Source organism: Thalassobacillus cyri, assembly GCF_900107755.1.
Classification (GTDB): Bacteria; Bacillota; Bacilli; order Bacillales; family Halobacillaceae; genus Thalassobacillus; species Thalassobacillus cyri.
Genome location: NZ_FNQR01000008.1, coordinates 12,120 through 37,022, shown reverse-complemented (window position 1 = coordinate 37,022; position 24,903 = coordinate 12,120). Strand labels below are relative to the sequence as shown.

General features: G+C 36.4%; 19 protein-coding genes. 2 read left to right on the top strand and 17 right to left on the bottom strand.

Annotation, left to right across the window (positions count from 1 at the left end; genetic code table 11):
- Window positions 1–2: 2 nt before the first annotated feature.
- The 3 genes from BLV00_RS10880 to BLV00_RS10870 form a co-directional block, all read right to left on the bottom strand.
- On the bottom strand, window positions 3–1,463 hold the full coding sequence (locus BLV00_RS10880) for an O-antigen ligase family protein (protein ID WP_176791461.1): 1,461 nt from the start codon (window positions 1,461–1,463) through the stop codon (window positions 3–5).
- 12 nt (window positions 1,464–1,475) lie between these two features.
- Window positions 1,476–2,357 carry a PIG-L deacetylase family protein gene (locus tag BLV00_RS10875; protein WP_093045016.1) on the bottom strand — a complete coding sequence of 294 codons (882 nt, stop codon included), beginning with the start codon at window positions 2,355–2,357 and terminating at the stop codon, window positions 1,476–1,478.
- Window positions 2,358–2,657: 300 nt separating this feature from the next.
- Window positions 2,658–4,376: a hypothetical protein gene (locus BLV00_RS10870; protein ID WP_143030714.1), complete on the bottom strand. Its 1,719-nt coding sequence runs from the start codon at window positions 4,374–4,376 to the stop codon at window positions 2,658–2,660.
- A 438-nt stretch (window positions 4,377–4,814) separates the two neighbouring features.
- Here BLV00_RS10870 and BLV00_RS10865 point away from each other — a divergent pair, with 438 nt between their 5' ends.
- Window positions 4,815–5,636 (top strand): sulfotransferase domain-containing protein, encoded by an 822-nt coding sequence (locus BLV00_RS10865; RefSeq protein WP_093045014.1) that lies wholly within the window; start codon window positions 4,815–4,817, stop codon window positions 5,634–5,636.
- A 44-nt stretch (window positions 5,637–5,680) separates the two neighbouring features.
- Here BLV00_RS10865 and BLV00_RS10860 read toward each other — a convergent pair whose 3' ends face one another.
- The 8 genes from BLV00_RS10860 to BLV00_RS10825 all read right to left on the bottom strand — a co-directional run bounded on the left by BLV00_RS10860 (window position 5,681) and on the right by BLV00_RS10825 (window position 16,790).
- Window positions 5,681–8,806 (bottom strand): SH3 domain-containing protein, encoded by a 3,126-nt coding sequence (locus tag BLV00_RS10860; RefSeq protein WP_093045013.1) that lies wholly within the window; start codon window positions 8,804–8,806, stop codon window positions 5,681–5,683.
- A 356-nt stretch (window positions 8,807–9,162) separates the two neighbouring features.
- Window positions 9,163–10,128 (bottom strand): sulfotransferase family protein, encoded by a 966-nt coding sequence (locus tag BLV00_RS10855; RefSeq protein WP_093045012.1) that lies wholly within the window; start codon window positions 10,126–10,128, stop codon window positions 9,163–9,165.
- Between the two features lie 50 nt (window positions 10,129–10,178).
- Window positions 10,179–11,408, bottom strand: coding sequence for an oligosaccharide flippase family protein (locus BLV00_RS10850; protein WP_093045011.1), 1,230 nt, complete (start codon window positions 11,406–11,408; stop codon window positions 10,179–10,181).
- Between the two features lie 13 nt (window positions 11,409–11,421).
- Complete coding sequence (locus BLV00_RS10845; RefSeq protein ID WP_093045010.1) at window positions 11,422–12,381, bottom strand: hypothetical protein; 960 nt, start codon at window positions 12,379–12,381, stop codon at window positions 11,422–11,424.
- 40 nt (window positions 12,382–12,421) lie between these two features.
- The gene (locus BLV00_RS10840) at window positions 12,422–13,465 is read right to left on the bottom strand and encodes a glycosyltransferase family 4 protein (RefSeq protein WP_093045009.1); all 1,044 of its coding nucleotides are present in this window, start codon (window positions 13,463–13,465) and stop codon (window positions 12,422–12,424) included.
- 141 nt (window positions 13,466–13,606) lie between these two features.
- Entirely contained in the window at window positions 13,607–14,671 is a 1,065-nt protein-coding gene (locus tag BLV00_RS10835; RefSeq protein ID WP_093045142.1) for a glycosyltransferase, read from the bottom strand.
- Window positions 14,672–14,728: 57 nt separating this feature from the next.
- Window positions 14,729–15,448, bottom strand: a complete 720-nt coding sequence (locus BLV00_RS10830) for a WecB/TagA/CpsF family glycosyltransferase (RefSeq protein WP_093045008.1) — start codon at window positions 15,446–15,448, stop codon at window positions 14,729–14,731.
- A 76-nt stretch (window positions 15,449–15,524) separates the two neighbouring features.
- On the bottom strand, window positions 15,525–16,790 hold the full coding sequence (locus BLV00_RS10825; RefSeq protein ID WP_093045007.1) for a nucleotide sugar dehydrogenase: 1,266 nt from the start codon (window positions 16,788–16,790) through the stop codon (window positions 15,525–15,527).
- A gap of 575 nt (window positions 16,791–17,365) precedes the next feature.
- Here BLV00_RS10825 and BLV00_RS10820 point away from each other — a divergent pair.
- Window positions 17,366–18,340 (top strand): LCP family protein, encoded by a 975-nt coding sequence (locus BLV00_RS10820; RefSeq protein WP_093045006.1) that lies wholly within the window; start codon window positions 17,366–17,368, stop codon window positions 18,338–18,340.
- A gap of 67 nt (window positions 18,341–18,407) precedes the next feature.
- Here BLV00_RS10820 and BLV00_RS10815 read toward each other — a convergent pair whose 3' ends face one another.
- From BLV00_RS10815 to BLV00_RS10790, 6 genes are all read right to left on the bottom strand, one after another.
- Window positions 18,408–19,448, bottom strand: a complete 1,041-nt coding sequence (locus BLV00_RS10815; RefSeq protein WP_425441674.1) for an MraY family glycosyltransferase — start codon at window positions 19,446–19,448, stop codon at window positions 18,408–18,410.
- Window positions 19,449–19,932: 484 nt separating this feature from the next.
- On the bottom strand, window positions 19,933–20,556 hold the full coding sequence (locus BLV00_RS10810; protein WP_093045004.1) for a hypothetical protein: 624 nt from the start codon (window positions 20,554–20,556) through the stop codon (window positions 19,933–19,935).
- 160 nt (window positions 20,557–20,716) lie between these two features.
- Window positions 20,717–21,196: a VanZ family protein gene (locus BLV00_RS10805; RefSeq protein ID WP_093045003.1), complete on the bottom strand. Its 480-nt coding sequence runs from the start codon at window positions 21,194–21,196 to the stop codon at window positions 20,717–20,719.
- A 52-nt stretch (window positions 21,197–21,248) separates the two neighbouring features.
- The gene (locus BLV00_RS10800) at window positions 21,249–22,508 is read right to left on the bottom strand and encodes a tetratricopeptide repeat protein (RefSeq protein ID WP_093045002.1); all 1,260 of its coding nucleotides are present in this window, start codon (window positions 22,506–22,508) and stop codon (window positions 21,249–21,251) included.
- Between the two features lie 12 nt (window positions 22,509–22,520).
- Window positions 22,521–23,897 (bottom strand): tetratricopeptide repeat protein, encoded by a 1,377-nt coding sequence (locus tag BLV00_RS10795; RefSeq protein ID WP_093045001.1) that lies wholly within the window; start codon window positions 23,895–23,897, stop codon window positions 22,521–22,523.
- A 90-nt stretch (window positions 23,898–23,987) separates the two neighbouring features.
- Window positions 23,988–24,434, bottom strand: a complete 447-nt coding sequence (locus BLV00_RS10790) for a tetratricopeptide repeat protein (RefSeq protein WP_093045000.1) — start codon at window positions 24,432–24,434, stop codon at window positions 23,988–23,990.
- Between the last annotated feature and the right edge of the window lie 469 nt (window positions 24,435–24,903).

Genomic DNA, 24,903 nt, shown 5'->3' with positions numbered 1-24,903 from the left:
CCTTACTTGGATTGCGGCTTTACTTTCGCCACTGGCTTGGGAGATGATGTGTTTAGTAAATACGCAAGCATCGTGAAGAAAATCAAAGTGAAAATATCATATTCCCAAATATTGTACACCAAACCTGCTACATAACTGCCCAGCAGGACACATAAGAGTACATAGGCAAGGTGGGTTTCTTTTCTTTTCTTAAACAAAATCCACAACATATTCAATAAAAATACAGCAAATAGCAGGACCCCAATTGTTCCAGTTTGAACAATGATCTGGATATACTGGTTATCTGAGAAGAATTTCTTTTCAATATCATATTGCTTGTAAAGAGGCGAACCAAAATTTAATGAAGCGGAATCGCCAAATGTACCAAACCCTGTCCCTATAATCGGATGATCTTTGTAAATTTCAAAGCCTTTTTTAACTATAAACAACCTCCCGGAACGGCTGCTGTTTTCTAAGCTTGTTTCATCAAAGGCGCCCCGAAATCTATCGGGTGATTCCTTTTCATTATTTTCCTCCTGCTCAGGTAAATCCTGAACAATTTTATCTTCTTCATTAGAGGTCACTGCATCTAAAATCGTACCATATGGTATCGTTACAAGAATGATTGCTGCAACTAATGAAATAAGAAAAATACGGGCAATTCCCCAACACTTTGTTAGCAGAGTGTAAGTTATAAGGACAAACACCAGGGAGATCCATGCGCCCCGGGAATACGTCAAAGTCATTACGGTCAACAGCAATACTAGTGGAACCCATACAAAGAAATTCTTCAAGCTTGTTAACTTGGTTTTCCAGAAAATAAGGATGATCAACGAAAGTGATAAAAATACTGCCAATGAGTTAGGGTTGCCTGGCATTCCATAAATCCGGTTTTCGTTATAGACAGATAGCGATTTATTCACCCAGGATTCAGGTAATAACCACTGCCGCCCGGAAATTTTCTCTATCAAACCGTGTATCCCAATAATTACAACCATAGCAATAATGGTATAGACAAACTTTTTAACATCTTGTGTCGTGATATCAAGCCTTTTGACTATATAATAGACTAAGTAAAAAATAACCAAGGCTCTTAACTGATAAACGATCGCCATAATAGACACGCCTGTTAATAGAGCAGAAATGGAACCTACCACACAGAAAAGAATAAATGCTATTTCAAAAGGGTCAAAACGAAACAGCTGCTTCCAGTTCTTACGATAGTTCCAAAATACTTTCATTAGGGATATCAGAACAATGATATCTCCAATCCCTTTCAAGGTTGGACTGAATTCCAGTAAAAACGGCCTTATAGGAAAGTAGATAAACAACATTAATATAGAATTTTTGGTGTGGAACCAGGTATAAGCTGCAATAAAAAGCATCACAAGGATACTTACAATGGTAGAATCAAAATAGGCAGCGATTGCTAAAGTAACTACGGCATATAAAAAAAATGCCATCTCTCTAATATTTAAGTTCATCTCCATTCCCCTTTAAGTTTTTTTGTATAATTCTTTCTTTTTCGAGTAATTTTGATAAAAAGCCCACACCAATGTAATAGAACGGTTTACCTGTTTAAACCATTTCGGATAATCAGGGCTAATATCCCGTAAAGCATCAAACTTTGCTATAAACTGACGGGCAGGTACTTCTAAAAATGTCTCTACATATTTAACACCTGAATGTTTGATAAGTGCAGATTTATAGGCATTCATATCAATAAAACCGTCAAATGCAATCACCTGGGATTGAAACTGTTCAATAGCCTCGATCTTTTTTGTCATTGCATTCGTAACATCTATAACTACGTTGATCTCTTTTGGCGGAATTGGACAGTTCACTTCGTATTGACGAATAACATATTCTCCCTCTGACTGTTTCAACGCATCCACTAAAATTGCTGTAGTAGCTATGTGATCGGGGTGGGCATCAACAAGCGGAGGACAGTAAATGATATCTGGCTTAATCTCATCCATCCATACCGCTAACTTTTGAACAGCTTCTGGTTCACTCTTAACTTGTCCATCTGGAAGATTTAAATATTTCAAATCATCTATTCCGATAATCGACTGGATGCGTGCCATTTCTTCTTTACGCTTCCTCGATAACTCTTCTTTAGCCATTTCCGTAACACTATTGGAACCATCCGTTACCATGACACAATGCACGTGAGTTCCATTATCAGAATGAGCGCGGATCGTACCGCCTAACCCGATTGTTTCGTCATCCATATGAGGAGCAAGCACTAAGACGTTATTCACTTTACCTATATCCGATAACTCCCGATTGAGTCGATATTCTCTTGATATGAACATGCGGTTGATCGGTTGTATAATTGGTTTTGCTGCTTTCATTAACGTTTGTTTTATACTCAATGGTAAGGCCCTCTTTCTCTCAAGTTCACTGTTTCACCCCACTCATTATACACGTTTCGAGTTTTTTCACCAACCTTTTTGAAGCTCTCTTACAATCTTTAACTGCTCATTAATATAACTGCAAAATTGCAAGGAAACTGTAATGATTCAAAAAAATCCCCGGATAATAAGCACTTTTTATACGTGTTTATCTTATCCGGGATTATTTTTAATTTAAATATTATTATAGACATCCAATCTGTACTTTCTGTTTAACCATGTGCCTTACTGTGAAAATAGCCTTCTCTTTCCTCAAAAGTTTTAGTACTTAGAGATATGAGGATATCGTTTAATCAAGTAATAATATTTTTCCTTTTTCATTAATTTGACAACTTCTTGCGAAAATTCCGCATCTACTGATTTTAAGTAATTCACCTTGGAACGTATAAACTTTTCATATATAGGACTTAACTCTTGACCTGCATTTCTCCAATAATCAATTGTGTTTAGCAAATCTCTTAATGTCACCATTTGATAGTCTTCTCCACCAAATTGCAGGTCAGGCATTACTTTATACCACGTGTCTCCTTCAGCTGTAAGCCAATCATCCTTTTGCTCATCTAAAGCGTTTTGAATTTGCCGTGCAACATTAAGGTATTTTTTGTCTCCTGTGATGACGTAGGCACTCAATAATATTTGAAGTCCTCCTAGTTGGTGGTTCAGTGAAGTATGCGTAATCTTGTTGTCCTTCATAGAAAAATAGTCTGGTATATAAAAGGCATTTTCCTTAACCTTGATTACATTGTTTAACTCTTGTTGTTTCAACAATAAATCAGCATAATTAATAACTTCTTTATTCTGGTTGTCTATTCCTATCTCCTCACGTACTCCCCGTAAATATAAAGCAATCCTCTCATTAAATCTTGTATCAATAAAAGGCGCTTTGATCCCATAACTTCTTTTAAGCCAAGTACTTGTAACTTCTGTAGGCCAATATTTATTGTCTCCTCGGAATTGCTCTAAATTCACTAGTGAATTGATTAATAAATCGTAAAAATACCGTTCTTTTGTTTTTTTATATTGTAATAGAATTTCTTCTTCCTTAAACATCAATAACTTTCTGCCATAAGCCATGTAGTCTTCTGTTTGTGGTTCAACTGATTTCGGCATTTTGCTATAAGGCCCTTTGTCAGTATACCAGGTATTAATACGACGGCCATGTTCATTATTTTTTTTAATCCAATAATTGATATTCTTTTCTTCTTTAAAAAGTTTTTTATTAGAGAGTAATATCCATTGTTCAGATATTGTATTGGAAGTAGTTTCGAAATCAATCACAAGTTTAATGTTCTCTTTTTTTCGTTGTATTTTAATGTTTTCATCTTCACTTAATAAGTGTCTTACTTTACTTACATTCCCATTTTCATATCCTTTCTGCATCGGTGCGGATAAATAATTTTTACTGATCATTAGGTGACCTTTTTCATTTTGTTTATTATAAAACCTTATTAAAGCAGAGGGGTATGTAGTAAGACCAGCACGGTTCTTCATACGGTCAAAATCTTTCAAATCATATTGTTTAATACTTTGGGGCAGAGTTAAAGTCAACTTGCCTTCAAGCCTTTTCTCGGTCATATTATTTAAGCGTGTAAATAAAAAAACATCCCCATTATCTATCGTTCTTTTAGTGAGGTGTAGTTCACCAAGCTTTTCGCCTTTATCCTTAAGGTTATATATCATTGTCATATTTTCAGCTTTGATATATGTACTTTCTTCTTTTTTTGCAAACTCTAGATTTGAGTCATCACTTTTATATGAAACCCCAAATTTTTTATTAAGAGAAAATTCTAATGAATTTTTAAGCTCTTCTCCTTTTGTGTTGTTAATACCAAATAGATTAAATGATAAGAATGAAATAAATAAAACCGATAACACAATTAAAAGGATAATACTGCTTTTAAATTTTGACACTTTCAAATCTCCCTTTCCGTCAATTAAATCCATTGTTCCCCACAAAAATAATAAAAGAGTCATAGACATCTAAAAGAAAAGTTATTAAGTCACAACTCTTGTCTAAGAGACTATTCAACTACACTTTTGAAATTATAACACAAATAATTAGTAAAAAGACACATAAATACATATATTTAACAATTATAAACAACCGAATGATCACTTGAGCGATACCCACAACTAGGTATAATGTACTCTATTTAACTTTTCTGAATTTTATACCCTCAGATCTTTTTCAAAGAAATAGTCTGCACTTATCGTTTACCTATTCACAATATACCCCCGGAGTGTTTTCTATCTTAAATCCAGCCATCAAAACATAAAAAGCTCAACATCATTTTGCCATTTTCTTTACAAGAGGATACAAAAGTGTAATTGTTACTAAGTTTTACTTTGTGATAAGATTAATTTAATTAAATTGCCATCGCTTAAATTTATCTATTCATTAAAAGGAGTAAAACTTAAATGAAATCTATCTTAAGAAAAATCTATCACACGCCTCGTAAAATTCGAAAAAAACGGTTAGACAAACATGCAGAAGTCAACCCCTCTCCTATTTTCGTGTTAGGTAATCAAAAAAGTGGAACCTCGGCTATTGGTGCATTACTCGCAGAAGCAACCGCCCAACCGGCTACGATTGATCTGGAAGGATTATACGAACCAATCCAAACTAAACTTCACAAAAAAGAAATTCCTTTTCAAACATTTGTAAATAATAACAAATATGATTTTTCAAAGGAAATCATTAAAGAACCCTCTTTGACCTTTTTATATCCAGAAATTAAAGAGCATTTTAACGTTAAACAGAACGTTTTTATCCTTCGTGATCCAAGAGATAACCTCCGCAGTATTTTAAACCGTGTCGACATTCCAGGAAATGCGGGAAATGCGGAAGAAGAGTATAATAAACAATGGAAAAATATTAACAAGAACTGGATGCGTGTCGTCGATAGCCGCTGGTTAGGGCTTGGTGGAGAGAACTATATCGAATGGATGGCACATCGTTGGTTAAAAAGTTTAGAAATCTATGAACAATATAAAGAAGATTTCCTATTAATTAAATATGAGGATTTCACCAAAGATAAAAAAGGGTCTATTGAAAAAATGGCAGGGGAATTAAACCTCCCTGTCGTTAATGATATTTCAAATAAAGTAGATATCCAGTACCAACCGGCAGGTAATAAAAAAGTAAACAAGAAAGAATTCTTTGGGGAAGAAAACTTAGCACGCATTGAAAGAATTTGCGCTGAAAAGATGAAAAAATACGGCTATACCCCATTCCAATAACGCAAAAAAGCAACGTTTTGAAACGTTGCTTTTTTACGTTAATATTACTGTTTATATTGTGGAATATCAAAACTTAACTTAGCATTAGGCAATTGATCATATATTTTCTTAATTTTTGGTATTTGTTTATCTGCCCAACCAATATCGGTTGCATATTGATGTCGGTAAGGATTGGTTAAAGAACTGTTAGGATTCCATTTCATTTCATATAATGTGTTTTGTGCATAAGCACTATGGTTTACATAATTAACGGAAATCCAATTCGCTCCCCCGCGGATAGCTTTTTCAGGGGTTGTCCAACCTTTTTCATAAGCGTACTTAGCGCCTCCATTAAGAGGGTTGCTATCATAAGCCGCTATTCCATACATATTGTAGACTTTTGTTGCATCAGCTGGCGCCTCTTCATCGGATACAAGCTCCCCTGCCGAATTTCTAACCGGGTAGCCATTACTATCCACATAAACCCCTTGCGCCAAAGTCGAACCACCATTACCCGTTTCATGCAAAGCATGTGCAACCAGATAAACTTCGTTTACATTATAATCTTTACTTGCATTTATAAATGCTTCCTCATGCCCTGATAAAGTTCCTTTACCTTCTAAGATGGGCTGTAAATCACTGATAGTAGAATTTGCTGTTCCTGATAGCATCAAGAATTGAAAACGATTTTGATTACTTGGATCCAAATAATATTTCACGTCAGATGGTTTAGCATTTCGCCAGCTGCCTAGCCAAATTTGATACCATTTATTATTGCCACTGATAGTTTCTCCAGAAACTTCTGCTTGGATACTGACAGCCGAACCATTACTTAATCTAGTATAAATATGACTGGAAGTAGTCGCCTCCGCACGGATATTGGAAGTAGTATTAAGCCTGGCAGACTTTGCAGATTGAGCGACAAGTGTGCTGTGAACATATAAGTCAGTCCGTCCATCGTAATTAATTTGATACCATAGAGTGGAATCACGGAAACTGGCACCTTGCACTTCTTTTACTACTTCAATAACAGTACCACTATTCAGTGTTTTATATACAGTACTGTCATCTGAAAGATATGGTTCAGTTCGTATGCGGACGCCATCTTCTGCTATGATTGTTTTCTTTTCTGTATCCACGAGAGCACTGTGAACAAACGCAGGGTCATTTCGATATAGATCTGTTTGTGGGAAGCCATATTTTACTTGAGCTTCTACTAATTGATCTAAAGTGTAATCGTAAGCTGTAGATTCTTCTATTTCTAGTGGTTCTAAGCTTATATCATCCTTATATAAATACCCTAATGTTTCCCCACTTTGCTTATCATAATATTCATACCAATTAGGAGCTATCGCTTTAACTTCTAATGGTGTTCCTTTACTAATATTATCAGTAATAGTAGCAGTGGTTGATGGTTTTGTGTATAGGTTTGTCGGTTCATTTACAGCATAAACAGTAAGCAGTTCAGGATTGTCATATATAGGTTCAATTTTATCCGCAACTATATATCCTGTTCGGTATTTACCATCTGCGTAAACACTCACCTTATACCAGCTATAGCTGAACGTTCTATATCGTATGATATCCCCGACAGAGTAGTTCTTTATTACTTGGCCCTTATCATTGTAAACCTTTGTGGGCTCACTGTTTATTATCCCTTTATGCAATTCAGATTGTTGCAATGGTTTTTCCACAGAATCTGTACTAATATAGCCGGTTCTATATTGACCATCTGCATATACAGATACTTTATGCCATTCATCCGTAAACTCTCGATACTTCAAGACCCTGCCAAAATTAAAAGAGGAAATCACCTCTCCATTGGAACCATAAACATTTGTGGGGTCTGATGTAACGATACCTTCGTAGGAATTAGGGTTTTCGATTGGCGTCTCTATCGCATTCTTATGGAGGTAGCCATCTCTATATTTACCATCTGCATAAACAGACAAACGGTACCAATTTTCTGTAAAGTCCCGGTATTTAATAATGCTTCCAAGGTCATATGTTTTAATTTGTTTTGCATTCTTATTATAAACGATAGTAGGATTTTGAGTAGTAACTCCTTCATAAGAAGAGCTATTGGCAAGAGGCATTTCTACCTCACTTTGCTGTATATATCCATCCCTATACTTGCCATTAGCATATACATTCAACCGCAGCCAATTTTCTGTATAGTCCGAAAACTTCACTACACTACCATATGGATAAGACTTTATTGTGTTTCCATTTCCATCGGAAACTAAAGTATTGTCGTTTATAGTTATCCCTTCATAAAATCCTTTTTCATCAAGTTCTTTTTCAATAAAGTTCTTCTTCGTATAGCCTGTTTGATATCGGCCATCTGCATAAACGCTTAATTTATACCAGTTCTTCGAGAAGTCTCTGAAGCTCACCACGGAACCCCGGTCATAGCTTTTAATAACTTCCATTTTCCCATTATAGATATTAGTTGGGTTTTCTACTGTTACACCATTATATTTAGTTGGACTTTCTACTCCTGTTGATAATGATGATTTCGGTATATACCCAGTAGTATATTCGCCATTAACCATAATATTGATCTTATACCAACTATCCGTGAATTCCATCACTTCAATGAGCTGATCATATGGGATAGAAGTCAGCGTCGTTCCATTACGGTTGGTAACATAAGTGGGATCATTCAATGTTACAGCATCAACTTTAGAAGAATTTAAGATTTCCTCTTCTACCGCAGTCTTAGGTATGTAACCTTCTTGATAAGATCCGTCAACAAAAACATTTAACGTGTAATAACTATCCGTATATTCATTAAACTTAATGACACGGCCTCCGGAAAGGCTTTGCATTTCGTTGCCTCGATCATTATAGACAACAGTAGGATCGTTCGCAGTCATGCCCTCCATCGATTCAGTTCCGTTAGCAGCTACTTCTACAGAACTTTTATGAATATACCCTGTTTGGTAAGCGCCATTATAAAATACAGAAGCACGAAACCAATTGGTATCATGTTCCCGGAAATTTATAACGACTCCCTTTTTATAAGTCCGTACTTGCTTAGAACTGGTAGATGCTTGTTTGAATACTGGGGTGGAATCTTCGACTGTTATTCCTTCAAGTTGTGTGTTTGCTGCTGCAGTGTGCGGTATTACTAAAAAGCAAAACAGAATTAAGCAAAACAGAGATGAAATTGTTTTACTTTTTCTCACTAAAACCCTCCTTTGATATTTTAATAGAAAGATAGTATGGGGAAACTATCATTTCCATATTAGATAATATCTTATAGAGCAGGAAGTTGTTAACAATATCTTGTAATATTTTCGAAAAAATGAATCCTATGTACTACTATTTGACAAATTTTTGCATAAAAATCAATAAAAAAATCTTGTACGATTTTGTACAAGATTTAAGCGTGAAATTCTCTTATAAAGCTGATATATTGCGGTCTTTCTATTTTTTAATATAAACTATACCTAACCAAATATAATGAGAATCTATCTCCTAGCAATGACAAAATGCGACAAATAACTAATTAAAAAGTAACCCTCCGACTGATCGGATTGTATTAGTCCAAATAACCCAACTGATGTAATGTCGGCTTGCATTTTTCAGTCACAATGGTTTGTTGCTCCTCCGTTAAACGTTGCTTCCACTTTCCGATTGAGCTTTTGTTTACTGGTTTAGCTAAGTTTTTATGATGAGGAAGTTTAGTATCCCCCAGCCCTTCTATCCCTTGAAAGTGATTTAACATACTTGGTTCAAAGGAAATATTGAGGAAGTTACAGACACCTTGCAAAGTTTCTTCAGGTTTGTTTACCAGGTCTTCGTAATAAACTTCAAAATACCGGTCCTTTCCGACTTTATCTCCAAACAGTTTAGCAGTATGGATACTATTCATCCATCGTTCACTTGCTTTTGAAGCATTATCGTATAAACCTGCGTCTAAATATGAGCTGACCACATCTCTGCCATCGCGTATCATATGAATGAACTGGCTGTCAGGAAAAACTTGATCGAGCAGCTTTAAAGAAAATGTATTGATCGGTGTCTTATCGCCCCATCGGGTAAAACTTGGCTTTTTCTTTTTGCCATAGAATGAAAAAAACGAGTGAATCAAATATTCTAAATTACGATTCTGTTTTTCAATTTTAATGGCCTCTTGATAAAACTCACGTGCATCAATTCCCCATCTGGGAAAACCATGATGACGTTCAAAAAAGGAAATGAATAAACCGCAAATATCTTCCCATTCCATATGACGTGTCATTTTATATTTTCGAATCGCCTTCCCAAGCACAAAACTTTCAGGAGGAATTACGATTTCTTCCTTTTGAGTTAACATCGTGCGGAATAATGTATTGCCAGAACGTCCAGAACCGATGATGAAAAAAGGATTGAAGTGTTCTTTATGGTTGATTTTGTGAGAACGTCCTACAGCATGCTTCAATGCCAATCCATAATCATGGAGTGAGTAGAAAATCGGATGGTTACCGTAATTTCTTTCTACAAATTGTTCAATCTTTCTTTTCATAAACGACACCCTATTTCTGTAAAATAATAAGTTTAATTTCGTACTAATTTTTAAAATAGTTTGTACACTTTAATATTAAATCGTCTGGAGACCACAATATATCCAAACAAATTAGTAATCACAATCGATACCATACTTGCAAAAGCTGCACCATTCATCCCGTATTTAGGGATAATGAGTAGATTCAATACAATATTTACAATGAAAGCGAAAAGGTTAGCGTACATTTGGAATTTAGGTTTTCCTGTCATCGATAACATCAGCCACACACTGCCGACACTTACATTTACCACTTGCCCGATATTTCGATATAACATCGCTGTCCCACCTTCAATGACTTCCTTGCCAAACATACCAAGAATAAAGTCATCAAAAACCACTAAGAAAAGAAAATATACGAAGGCTGACAAAGCCAATGCACGGGTAGTATTCACATAAGTGCTACGTAGCTGAGGCAAGTTGTTGTTATGATACAACTTGGAAATCCTCGGCGCAAATACAGTATTCAAAACAAATAGGAACAATGAAATCGTACTGGATACTTGAAAAGTAATCTGGTATATTCCGACTTCTTTATTGGTTGTCATATTACCTAACATAATAATATCTACCTTGTTTATTAATGTTGACATCAAGGTAGCAAATATTAATGGGAAGGAATACTTCAAGTAGTCAAAGTCTTTTTCAACTTTACGAAACTTCCCCCTTTGCTGAGTGAAGTAAATGATATTAGCAAATACAAATGATGCATATACAGCAAGTCCTAGGCTATAGCTGCTTTCTCCAAGTACATAATAAAAAACTACTAATAAAATTACTCGTAATAATATCGCCAGAAACCCATTGATAAAATAAAACTCTTTTATTTTACCGTCCACCCGATACATGGAAAAGAACAATTGTTCAGTGGACGCCAGCCAAATCAAAGGCAGCATGAAGCGGATAAAAGGATCTTCATAAATCACCATAAAACCAATCATTAATACTAATGATATTAAAAGGTTGATTAAAAAACTAAAGGAAATGTGTTTATATCGATGCTTTGGCACAGAATACATAATCCCATTGTCCAAACCAGCCTTTGCTGGTATCATCAAAATTGTTACAAGCGTAAAGGCATAGGTATAGGTTCCAAAAATTTCAACACCATATATCCTTGTAGCAATTAATGAAAATAACAAGGAAAAAACCAGGTAAGAAATTCTACCAAAAAAAGATTCGATTAATTTTTGTAAAAACGTATTACTTCTTATAAAACTCTTGATCTTATTTACTAACATAAAGAATACTCCATCATTGGTGGACTAGCTCACCAACATTAGTTGAGGTGTGGGAGACTGGATAATGATATCGTGTAACATCCTGGGCAATTAATTCCATTAATCGTCTGTTGCTTTCCCGGTAATAATCTTCAATATAATGCTTGGTATCTTCATCCAGCACCGATCCGGGTGACTTTTTACGAACTTTCAGTTCATAGTTGAATAACAGCTTCTTTACAATTTTATATAAATAAGGAATGTGGACGATACAACGGCGATTGATTGGATCCTCGCCATAAAAACGGTTGAAGTACTTTGCCACCGCTAATGAAAACTCAGAATAACTTGGGTTCTTTATATCCGAACTCATTTTTTTTATATTATCGATAGACGATAAACCCATTTCTTCTAACATATCGTTATAAAAAGACTTGTCTTGTTTAAAATCCTCATAAAGGTAAACAAAGACATTTTCCCTTCCAAACAAATTGATATAGTATTCAACCAGACGATCATATTCAAAATGTGCAAATTGAAAGCGTGGTTGACGATGAGGCAGACCATTGTTATTAAACAAATATTTCTCTACACTAAAGGTGCCACCTTTTTTAATATACTGTCTGTATACGGAATCAATCATTTTAACTTGATTTCGTACATTAATCATAATTTTGGCATCAGGCATTACCTGATGAATACGGTCTGCTACCTCTTTTGATAGATAACCGCCATTCCCCCCCGTATGAATATGGCCAGATAACTCTTCATCTGAAAAAACAAGTGCTTTTTTCCCATTATCTACTGAGTTTTCTAAAGTTTTTATTTCATTTTTAACTTTATCTGCATCAAAGAATAAAGATCCTACACGCAAAAAATATTTTTGCGTGGTCATACGATCTACATAATGAATTTCAGGATGTTTTGGGAATAATACATCCTGCAAGAAAGTCGTACCTGTTTTATGGTATCCAATGTGCACGATTTTATCCATTTTACATTCACTTCCTAATTTTAATGATACAAGTATTGTGCTATCGCCTTATTCTACTTGTCGTAATCAAATTCAATATTGGCCGGTAAGTTCTATCGATAAGTCCAGTCAATTCTACCAGCACTTCTACGAAAAGAATTAAAGCTGCTAAAACTGTTAGAGCTAACCATAAAGCTGCTTTTGTCATTATCACTGCAGCTAATCCAAAAATGGCACTAATCATATAAATAATAAACACTGTCTTACGATGACTATAGCCTAAATGAATTAAACAATGATGCATGTGGAATTTATCCGGTACAGTGATTGGCTGATTCTTTACCAGGCGACGAACCATGGCAAAGAAAGTATCTGCAATGGGTACTCCTAAAATGATCATAGGTACCACAATGGAAAACATGGTTACATTTTTAAAACCAAGGATAGAAAGGACACTTATCATAAATCCTAAAAATAATGACCCTGTGTCTCCCAGAAAGATTTTCGCTGGATGAAAATTATATAATAAGAAACCTAATGTGCTGCCTAATAGTATTAACCCGATTAGCAAAGAAAAAGTATTTCCCATTGTTATCGCTAATCCGGATATAGTTATGAGTGCGATTGCTGATACCCCTGAAGCAAGTCCGTCTAACCCGTCGATTAAGTTAATGGCATTAGTAATAGCAACAATCCAAAGGATAGTCAGTGGCACACTAAGCAAACCGAACTTTAGTTCCAAATCATATGGCAGAATAATATATTCAATTTGAATGCCTGCGGTGATGATACCCGCTGCAAGAATTTGTCCAGCCATTTTCACTTTAGGCGACAATCCTTTAATATCATCCAATAATCCAACCAACATGATCATGGTACCGCCAAGGAATAAATATATGGTATAAGGCTGATTCCATGCGAAAGTCAATAACCATACCATAAAGCTGATATAGATTGCCAGTCCACCTAGTCTAGGCATAATTCCTTTATGAACTTTTCTTTGGTCCGGTACATCGACTGCCCCAATACGAAAAGCTAGTTGCTTAACTAATGGTGTTAAAATTACTACAGTAACAAAGCTTAATAGTAAAGCAGTATATTCCATCCTGTATACTCCTCCTGAGTGCGTTTTTTTACAGCGAGTTTATCTGTTTAAGTATCAGCATTATTTTATAGAATCAACATTGCATGGTCAAGTTTTACTAGTCCAATAGATTCATTGATTCAAGAATTGAGAGGGGAGTTCCTAATCTACTAATTGATAAATTTGTGATAACTCCTCAATGATACGTTGCTGACTAAAAAGCTCTGCTTTTTTATCTCCTTGAGCAACCAGCAAATTACCTTTTTCAGGGTCTCTAATAAGCTCTTCGATTCCAGCGCTTAACGCAGCTGAATCTTTTGGTTTGACTAATATACCTGCATTCTCAGCCAGCAGGTGAGATAAGCCACCCACATCACTTCCTACCACAGGTGTATTAGCTGACATTGCCTCCAATGCAACTAAGCCAAACCCTTCTGAATAAGAAGGTAATACCAGAACGTCTGCGGCTGCCATATACTTCGATAATTCTTCTTGGTTTTTGGGGCCATGAAGAGAAACTCCTATGATTCTCTTTTCTTCTATTCTTTGGTTTAATTCTTCCAGAAATTCCTGGTTTTTTTGGGAACCAATCAAGTGTAATCGCAGGTAATCGTATTGTGCTTTTAATTGCTGGTATGATTCCAGTAATTCCATTAACCCTTTTTCGCGTATATGATTCCCAACAAATAATATATGGAAACCTTCTATATCGAAAGCTGTTTCTTTTTTAGCCTTGAACTTAGGGATAGGAGCAAATACACTTCGATCTACTCCCATGCTCATAAGCCGGACATTATTAGAATCAACGTGGAAATCTTCAATGATTTGTTTTTGCAAATCTTCCCCTACAGCAATTATTACATCGGAGGCTTGTAAAATCCTTTTTGTCTGATTGAAATAAAATTTGTTTTTCTTGGCAAGCTTATTAATATCGCCTCCATGCGCTGTAACGACTAATTTAGTTCCAAATAGTTTTTTACTTAACAAACCAATGAGGCCGCTAGGAAAAACATAATGAGCATGTACAAGTTTATAGTTATCTTTGTATCTAAATACTGCATAAAGCGCGTGTAATAACCATACTAAATATTTTCTCATGTTATTAAATTTACCGGTCCTGGCATCATCAATTGCAGCGACATCTATTTTATGCCCTTTCTTCCGAAGGGCTTCCACTTGGTTTTTTACAAAAATTCCATACGTCTCACTATGCTTTCCGGGATACATGTTACTAACAATCAGAATACGATTTCTTGAGTCCTCCACTCCACGACCCTCCAAGCCTTAGCTTTCATTCTTAGACATTAAAACTTTTATTAAAAATATAGGCAATTTTATTTGCCGTTTAATTCGGTTAGGTTCTACAAGCAAACGGTACAGCCATTCTAACCCAAACTTACGGAATATAGCAGGAGCACGATTGATCTTACCTGACAAAACGTCATAAGACCCTCCAACACCTTGGAAAATACTCACATCCAACTTTTTCATATTTTCTATAATCCAGTTTTCCTGACGTGGACTTCCCAGACCTACAAACAAAATATCCGCCTTGGATTCATTTATTTTATCTATAATTAATTGTTCATCTTTTTCATACCCATGCATGGTTCCGACAATATTTAAATTTGGGTAGTATTTTAACAGATTTTGTTTTGCCAGCTCGTTAACCTCAGGTTTGGCACCATATAAAAATATAGATTTTTGATGTTGTTCAGCCATCTGACTAATCTTGAATAATAGATCAATTCCTGTTACGCGTTCCCTTATATTTCCTTTTTTTATTTTTGAGGCAAGAATGATTCCGATGCCATCAGGTATTTGATAGGTTGCTTGATTAAGCAGCTGTCTGAGCTTTTCATCTTTTTGTGCTTTCAATACCTTTTCTGGATTCACAGCTACAATAAATGATTGTTTACCTGCGTTTATATCATAAATAATAGATTCAGAGATCTCTTTATAGTTTTTATCTGTTACATCAACGCCTAAAATGGTTTCTTTCATTGTCAAACCTCCAACTGATTTCTAACTAATCATAAAAATAAAGACGATGATATAGATCATCATCTTTATCTGGTGCCTACTCTATAGGGTTTACTTTTGATAAATCACCGATGCGGTAAATCGTCAATCCTTCTTGAGCAGGCAGACAGTTTTTGGTATCTAAAATATACGGTTGGGATAAATGGGTCGTGAAAACGCCAGCACCCAGATCTTTGAATACATTGTGGTCCGTTAAAATAAGCGCGATATCCGAACCATCCAGGGCTTCTTCCAATGAATGCAGTTTTAAATGTGTCATATCTTCTTTTACAAATGGGTCATGGCACTTCACTTCAAATTGTTCAGCAAGCTTTTCCACGATGGTTATTGCAGGACTTTCTCTAAGATCATCTACATTACCTTTATAAGCTAAGCCTAGTGCTGCAATTTTCGGGTTATCCTTGTATTGTAAAATTTTCTTCACTTGCTCAACAACAAAGGATGGCATGGATTCGTTGATTTCTCTCGACGTTTGGATTAATGGTGTTTCTGCTTGAGCTTTTTCGATGATGAAATATGGATCTACAGCCAAACAATGACCACCCACTCCAGGTCCTGGCTGATGGATATTTACCCTGGGATGCATATTAGCCAGGCTGATAACATCATGCGCATTAACCTCAAGCTTACTACTTACCTTAGCCAGTTCATTGGCTAGAGCGATATTGACATCACGAAAGGTATTTTCCATTAGTTTAGCCATTTCCGCTGTAATCGCTTTTGTCTCAAAAACATCCCCGGAGACAGCCTGCCGATATATTTCGGCCGCTTTCCTCGAAGCTTCTTCTGTATACCCACCTACAATACGATTGTTTTCTTCCAGCTCATTCAAAATATTGCCAGGGATGACTCGTTCCGGACAATGGGCTACATATATTTCGTTTGCATCAGGATCGAAGCCATACTCCTTTATGATAGGGACAACTATATCATCAATAGTTCTAGGAGGAATAGTTGATTCAATGACAACAATATTCCCTTTAGTCAAATAAGGCAGTACACTTTCTGTGGCACTTTTCACATAATCCAGGTCAGCTGTTTGATTTTCATATATAGGTGTAGGAACAGAAATAATAAATACATCTGAAGGTACAACACTATCAGATACAGTCAATTGTCCGCTTTTTACTACTTTGTTGATTAAATCAGGCAAGCCTGGCTCTTCAATATGCACGCTTCCTTCTTTTAAAGTTTCCACCACTTTTTTATTAACATCCATTCCATGGACCTGGAAGCCTTTTTCAGCAAAAAAACCGGCTGATGGCAAGCCAATATACCCTAATCCAACTACACAAATATTCATCCTGAAATTCTCTCCTCTGCTTAGTTACTTTGATATTCAAAAAATATAAAGACATTTATATATTTTTGTAAAAAACAACACTGCCTCAAGAACAGCCTTCCCAGTTAATTACATCATCTTTAACCCCTTCTTATTCTACAATATTCTTTAAAGAATGACACGCTTTGAGAGTTAATTTAAAGGAAATGAAAAAATTAAAGCAAGTGAGAAACCATTGATGTTTGATGTAATAATGGAAAAAAACTCTTTTCCAGGTTATACTCCAAGCTTGCTCCTCCCCCATGAATAAAGAACCTATATAAATTTAACATAAATTGGATATATGCAACTACTCCTGGTCAAAGTAATGCTGCATTCAAAATCGATAATCAACTCATTACAAATTAGTAATATAAATGAAATATTAATAACCAAGAAGGGAATAAAGCCTACGTACTTTAGTCGCTTGTTTTTTTAGAATTCTAGTAATAGAATGTTTCAAGATATCATCTTTTTTAAAAAGCCACATCTTTTGCCCATAGTATGTATAAAAAAACCTTATCATTTTGAAATTATAAACAAAAGGAGTAACACATATGAATAGAGCTGACAAAAGAAAGAAGAAAAGAAAGCGAATCAACAAGCTGGTATCCTTCCTGCTTATTCTCTTAGTTACTATAGGAGGGGGCTTTGGATATATTTATTATCAAACTTTTAAGGCATCAAAAAATTCCTATGATGATTTGAAACGAGACAAATCTGATTTACGTCAAGAAAGTGTAGAAATAATGGAAGACCCTATATCTATCCTTCTTTTAGGGGTAGAAGACTACGCTTCAAGCGGGGCTACTGGACGCGCTGACTCTATAATGGTAGTTACTTTTAACCAAGAAAAAAAATCTATGAAATTAGTAAGCATTCCACGGGATACATTAGTATCCATTGCCGGAAAGGGAACCGAAGATAAAATCAATCATTCCTTTGCATTTGGAGGACCTAAGATGACTATCGAGACTGTTGAAGAATTCTTAGATATTCCAATTGATTACTATGCGACCATCAACTTTGAGGGTTTTGAAAATGTGATAAATATTGCAGGAGGAGTTCCAGTGGAAGTGCCATTTGATTTCACTGAGAAAAATGCTGATAAAACAAAAACCCTTGAATATCATGAAGGCGAGATGTTAATGAACGGAGAAGAGGCACTTGGTTATGCAAGGATGAGGAAACAGGACCCTCGCGGTGATCTCGGTCGTGCTGATCGTCAAAAACAAGTACTCGAAAGCCTTGTTCAGCAACTGACTAAACCAGGCTCTTTTTTTAAAATAGATGAATTGACCAATGAATTCGGAAACAATGTAACTACCAACTTACAGATCGGTGAACTATTTGCATTTTATAAGGAGTACAAAAATTTCAACACTAATAAAATCGAAAAATTGGAGTTAACGGGGGAAGGTATACGTTTGAACGGAGTTTATTATTATAACGTCTATGATAGTTCCATAAATGATGTGAAACTTACTCTTCAGGAACACTTAGGTATGAATACAACTGCTTCTCATGGATAATTGAGGAATAGGGCTAAAGAAAAATAGAGGCGCGAAGAATCGCGGCTCTATTTTTTAATGTACCCTCTTACTGTTTTTTTTCTTTTTTAACCGCTTTGGCTGTACTTTTTACGGTATCAATTACAGGCTTTTTTCCACCTTTGACTACCCCTGTCATTTCTGCAAACAAATGTAGAATAAATACTACAAAAACCGTTATCCCTAGAGTAAGTAAAAATGGTGTATAGGAAAATAAAATAGCTAATGCTCCAAATACCGCACTAAATAAATAAATAATCAAAACAGTGGTCCGATGGCTGAACCCTGTCGCTATCAATTGATAATGAATATGTTGGTTATCCGCTTCCATTACCGGCCGTTTATTGATCAACCTTCTGATTATAGAAAACAAAGTATCAAAAATAGGAACAGCTAGTACCAAAATAGGAATGACAAAACTGAAAAAAGTTAAGCTCTTGAACAGCCCTAACATGGACAATACAGCAACTGAGTAACCTAGAAACAAAGAGCCTGTGTCACCCATATAAATTTTTGCCGGAAAGAAATTGTGAATCAGAAAACCTAAATTACTTCCGATAAGCGCGAAACATAGTAGTACGACAGCAATTTGACTATCTATAAAAGCCATAATTGTAATACTGATCAGAGCTATGGTAGACACACCCGTGGCCAATCCATCCAAACCATCAATAAGATTAATTGCATTAGTTATTCCGATTATCCAAAAGAAGGTGATCAATGCACTAAAAAATAGATTTAGATGAATCATTCCAAAGAGAGGAATGGTGATATTTTCAATCAACAAGCCAGAAAAAAGCAATAATGCAGCTGCCACAATCTGGCCGGAAAGCTTAGCTAAAGGCCTTAGCTGGTAGCGATCATCTAATAAACCAGTAATCATGATAATGGTAGCACCGAGATAAACCGCCCAAAAATGCGGGATTTCCGGCTGTAGATAAAGAACGCCGACAACTGTGCCTGCAAAAATTGAAACTCCACCCATGCGGGGGGTTATTTGAGTATGAATTTTTCTAAGCTCTGGATAATCCATCACCTTCCATTTGACTGCCAGCTTTCTTACTGGAAAAGTGAGTAGGTAGCTTGTCAAAAATGAAAGGAAGAGTGCTATTAACAAATTAATTATTTCAAACATAGGGGACCTCACTTCACGGTAGGTAATAGTCAATCGATATCATTTTACCTTAAATTATTCCATTGATAAAGATGTTTATACAAATCAGCCTTGTCCCCAACTGTTATTTCACTAATAATCAACCTAACTGTTGAATCAGTTCTTCAATTGCTTCCTGGGTAGTTTCTATTTCTGCAGCCTCACTAAGCTTAATGATATTTTGTAGAACCTCTTGTAAATTAATATCCTCTTTCATCTGTAAAACTCCTCTGTCCTTTTAGTTATACATATGCATAAAAAGCTTGCTTTGTTTCTATACTCTATATTCACATTTTTATACGACACCAAACTTGTTTTTTTGACTGTATTAATTAATATGTAATATTTAGTAACCATAAAAAAACAGATCACCTGCCATTTTCCGACAGATCACCTGCTTTATATAAGGATTGTTTTTTTGCTAATTATAAACTGTTTCCTTACCCTTTGGTAAATAAAAATGGAAATTGGATATAAATGTAGATTTCTCTTGCTCATTAGTAAGCTCGAATAACTCCGCCAAATACATTTCACTTTCTAACCACTGTCCCTGATAATGGTATCTCATAGCTAAGTAATGGAAAAGAGCTTTATCGAAGGTTTTATTATGCTTAATAAAGTCGCTTGGCTTGTCCAAAAAATAACTTAGGTAGTTATCATCAAGCCATTTAACATGCTCATACATGTATTGCTGGTAATGGTATACTGCTAATAACAAATGATAGATCATCTCCTGGTGAAGAGATGAGATAGGCTGGTACATTTCAATTTTAGAGATGGTCTCTTCAGCTTTCTTATTTTCCCCTGTAAATAATGCTAACTGAAGGCTTTGTAATAAGTTATGAAGTCCTTGATCCGTTATATTATGATTTTCAAAGTATGAAACAGGCCTGTCAAAATATCCACTGAGATATCTGGTGCTTGAGGGTGGCAATTGGATGAGCCCCTTCTCGAGCATTTCCAATTCTTCCATAGGGATGTCCAACTGGTCAACCGTGACAGCATTGATATGACATAAATAATCAATCCTCGATTTTAAATTCATCATACGCCCTCCCGCATTGGATGTCAGTTGCTGATTAACATCAATGCTAGCACAGGGGTCTTAAGAAGTTTGTCACTTCTTGTAACTGGTGACTGATTATTCTAAAAAGATTTCGACAAATGCGGGTAATTTCCCGGGAAATAGTTTAAATAAGACAATATCATTTTCCCGGATTCTTCTTTCTCGACAATAAAAACAGAATAGCTACAGCAATTATCGCACCTGTCGCATCAAGAATGACATCCCCGATATATGGAGTACGGTTAGGCGTCAAACCCTGGTGCCATTCATCTGTGATAGCATACATGACTGTCATAAGCCAGGCGACTGCCAGCCGAACGTTTAGACTTAACTGGCTCGTTTTTGTAAGTGCGTAATAAAACAATAAGGTGAGTATAAGAAAAACAGTGATATGGGCGCCTTTTCGAATGAAGAATTCGACCAATCCCTCAGTTCCCAGAGCAGCGAGACTCACTTCCGAGTTGTGGTACGTAAATTGTACGGACTCGAGCAAAGGGTTCAGGAAGGAAAGGTCGATTGTATCCGATAAAAAAGGTTTTATATTCTGCTCTTGATATGGCTGGGAGGAAGAATAAAAAATAACCGCCATCCAGAGGACCGGCAAAATCCAATATTTCATGTTGGAAAGCGCTCCTTTTACGCGGAAAACCTGCAAGCATATGCTTACAGGTTTACGCTTCTTTGGAATCAGAAGCTGCTTCATCAATGTGCAGCTGCTCATGTTTCTGCTTTAGCTGCTTCGCTTTTTCACTATATAACTCAGCAACAACGGGATAAATTTCTTCTAGTTTGCGTTTATTCTGCAGGGCTTCGTAATAAGCGATCACTTCTTCATAGAGAAGGATGGCCCTGCTGATATTTTCACCTGCCAGCATTTCAGCCTGGAGCAGCTTTGCTAGTGTTATTTCATCTTCATTTCCGGCTGCTTGTCTTGCTTTTTCCAAGTAGCAATCAGCTGCTTCTTTATTCTTCAGGAAAAAGTTGATTTTAGCTATCGCGTGCAATTCATCGAATAGCCCTTCATCCAGATCATGATCTTCAATCAACTGTAGCGCAACCCGATATTTCTGTAATGCCTGCTGATATTTATTCAACTTGTAGTAAAGAACACCCAGATTATGCTGCATCCGTGATTCCGTAACTGGATCTAAATCAAGCTTCTGCATCTTTTCGAAGTATTGGATGGCAGTTGGATAAGATTCCTTTAGCATGTGTAAGACTCCCAGGTAATTCAGAGCGATTGAGAGTCCTCGGTTGTTTTTTTGAGCTAAGCTGAATTCATTCAATCGCTTCATATAAGCAATCGCCTGGTCATAATCTTGGTTGTTCATCGTAATCAAAGCCAGGTTCTGCATGATTGACACTACTTCATCCTCATCGTTCGTTTTTTCCAAAAGTCGTTCAAAGTAAGCAAATGACTCTTCCTGCTTTCCTTCGTAAAAATATTTGACTCCATAGTAATAAAATAACGCTTTTTGAAAGGCTGACGACTCTGTCAGGACATTATGGTCGGGAAGCATGTATGACAAATAATCCGCTTCAATTTTCTCGGCTTCCGTTTTAAAATTATTTTTATAGAGATAAATGGATTTCAATAAATGAAAGATCACTTCCTGCGTCAGCGATGCCAGTGCCCATGGTTTATCGAGGGTTTGAATGGTTTCTGATGCTTGCTCCTTGTTGGTTAAAAGCTCATGTTGCAATGACTGCAGTTTACGAAAAACAGTAAGGTCCTTCTCGTTATAATCCTCTAAATAGGCTACAGGTATATTCCATAAGTCTGCTAAATATTCTGCCTGACTTTCTATAAGTGGTAAGCGCCCGAAGAGTAGCTGCTCCCATTCGACTTCCAGGATCGGCCCATCTGAAAAATCAGGTGCTGGACGTTTATGCGCCTTCATCAAATAATGCAGGCGATTTCCAATGTTCATATAATCATCCTCTTAGGCATGTTTCGATTCATCCTTATCTACGTGCAACGATTGATAGCGCTGACGAAACTCTAAAGCCATGGCAGGATCGCCAACTTGTTCAAATAAACGGATTAAAGTTGGATATAGATCGTCTAACTCGCCAATGAACTGTACTTTTTCATAGTAGTTGACAGCCTGTACATATAAATCGATGGCTGCTTTCGGGTAGCTCGCTTTAATCATTTCCGCTTCAGCCATCTTTGCCAACGATCGTTCATCTTCATTGGCAGCGGTTTGCTGCGCAAAAGTCAAGTAATGCTTAGCCTCAGCAGGCTGCCCAGTTAAGAAATAATTCCTTGCAAGCGCGTGGTAAGATAAGAACAGGTCCTCTGTCATCTGGTTGCTTTCTTTGACTTTTTTTGATTTGCTAAACATCTTAATGGCTTCATGATAGTACTGCTTTTCACCATACAGCACCCCAAGATTATGATACATTCTCGATTGCATTAATGGGTTTAATTCAAGCGTTTTCATTTTTTCAAAATATTGAATCGCAGTCGGATAGTTTTTCTTCAGCAAATAAAGTACACCGAGATAGTTCCAGGCTATGGCTAGACCCCGGTTAGATCCATGTTCTGAACTAAAAGTTTCCAACCGATTCATATAATTGATAGCGCAGTCGTATTCTTTGCTATCTTTCGCTATCAAGGAGAGATTTTGCATAAGCGATATGACTTCTTCCGTATCCTGCGTCTTTTCCAAAATCCTTTCAAAATAAGAGAATGACTCTTCCTTTTCACCTTCATAATAATACTTGAACCCATAATAATAAAAGAGTGCTTTTTGGAATACTCCGATTTCTTTCAATACATTAAAACCCGGCAGCATAAAAGATAAATAACCTTCCTCGATTTCTTCGGCATCTTTTGGTTGGTTTATTTTATAATAATTAACAGCCTGCAGTAGTTTGAAGATGGTTTCCTGCATAATAGATGGAATAGCATATGTCCCGCCAAGCTGTACGAGTCTTTGTTTCGCTTTATCATCATTTGTCAGCAGTTCATGCTGTATGCGCTGCAGTTCTCGGTGAATGGCTATGTCCGTTGCATCGTAATCCACCAAGTAGTCTACTGGAAGATTCCATTGTTCAGCAAGGTATGCTGCCTGTTCACCGCTTAATGGCAGCTGGCCTTGTAAAATGGCCTCCCACTCTTTCTCAAGAATCGGGCCATGCTGAAAATCAGGTGCTATACAATTTTTTGTTTGCTGTAAGTAATTCAGTCGATTTCCAATGTTCATCAGTACCCGTCCTCTATGCTTGCTTCGCATTGCCTTTTTATTGTGCAGCTGTTCCAACTTAACTTGAAATTTATTAGCTTTTTGATATTGTCCCAGTTGTTCAGCCAATTTTGCAGCTGCTGGATAAATGGTCTCAAGCTTGCCTTTGATATGATAGCGTTCGTAATGATCAAGTGCTTTGTCGTACCATTGCAGTGCTTATTCAGGGGAATTTGTTTCCGATGTCTGCGCCTTCGCTAATATAAGTAATGCTTCTTCACTTTCATCTTGGGCGTAGGCATATGCTTTTTCAAAATATCTTGCTGCATTGAGTTGGTCATCGTTAAAATGGTAAGCTTTGAAGAGTGCGTGATAGGAAAGGAATAATCCATCGTTGATGCCGTGCTCTTCTTTCAGTTCTTTACCGGTTTCGTACATCGTAATCGCTTGTTTGAAATTGTCCAATTTAAAAGATAACACCCCTAGTTTATGATACAACCGGGATGTGAGGCGTGGTGATAAACCCAGCTTTTTCATTTGTTCAAAGTAGTGTATCGCCTGGCGATATGCTTTTTTCTCAATATACATAGTGCCGATGTAATTGAGTGCAATCGCCAATGCTTGTCCATCTTGCTGTTCCTGGCTGTAGCGCTTCAGACTCTTCATATAATGAATAACTTGGTCTTACTCGCCGTTTTCTTTTCAAGTCAAGGAAAGATTCTGAATAACAGAAACGATCTCGTCACAGGATCTGTCGTCTCTCTAACAAACGGTCAAAGTATGCATGTGATTCTTCCCGTTTCCCTTCATAAACATACTTAAAGCCATAAAAACAAAAAAGAGCCCGTTGGAATACCGCAGACTCCTTCAAAATGTTATGGTCTGGCAATATGAATGCTAAGTATATATTTTCAATCTGATTGACTTGCTCAAATTGTTTATATTTATATGATACACTGATTTAATAAGTTGATGATTTCCTGGGTGATCGATGGGATCGACATTGATTCAGCTAACCTGACGATTATTGTTTTGTCTAGATTATGTTTAGTCAGGAGTTCGTGTTGAAGGTCTTGGAGCAGTCGGTGTATGTCAGTCTGATTAAAGTCAGTTAAATATGCTAAGGGTATATCCA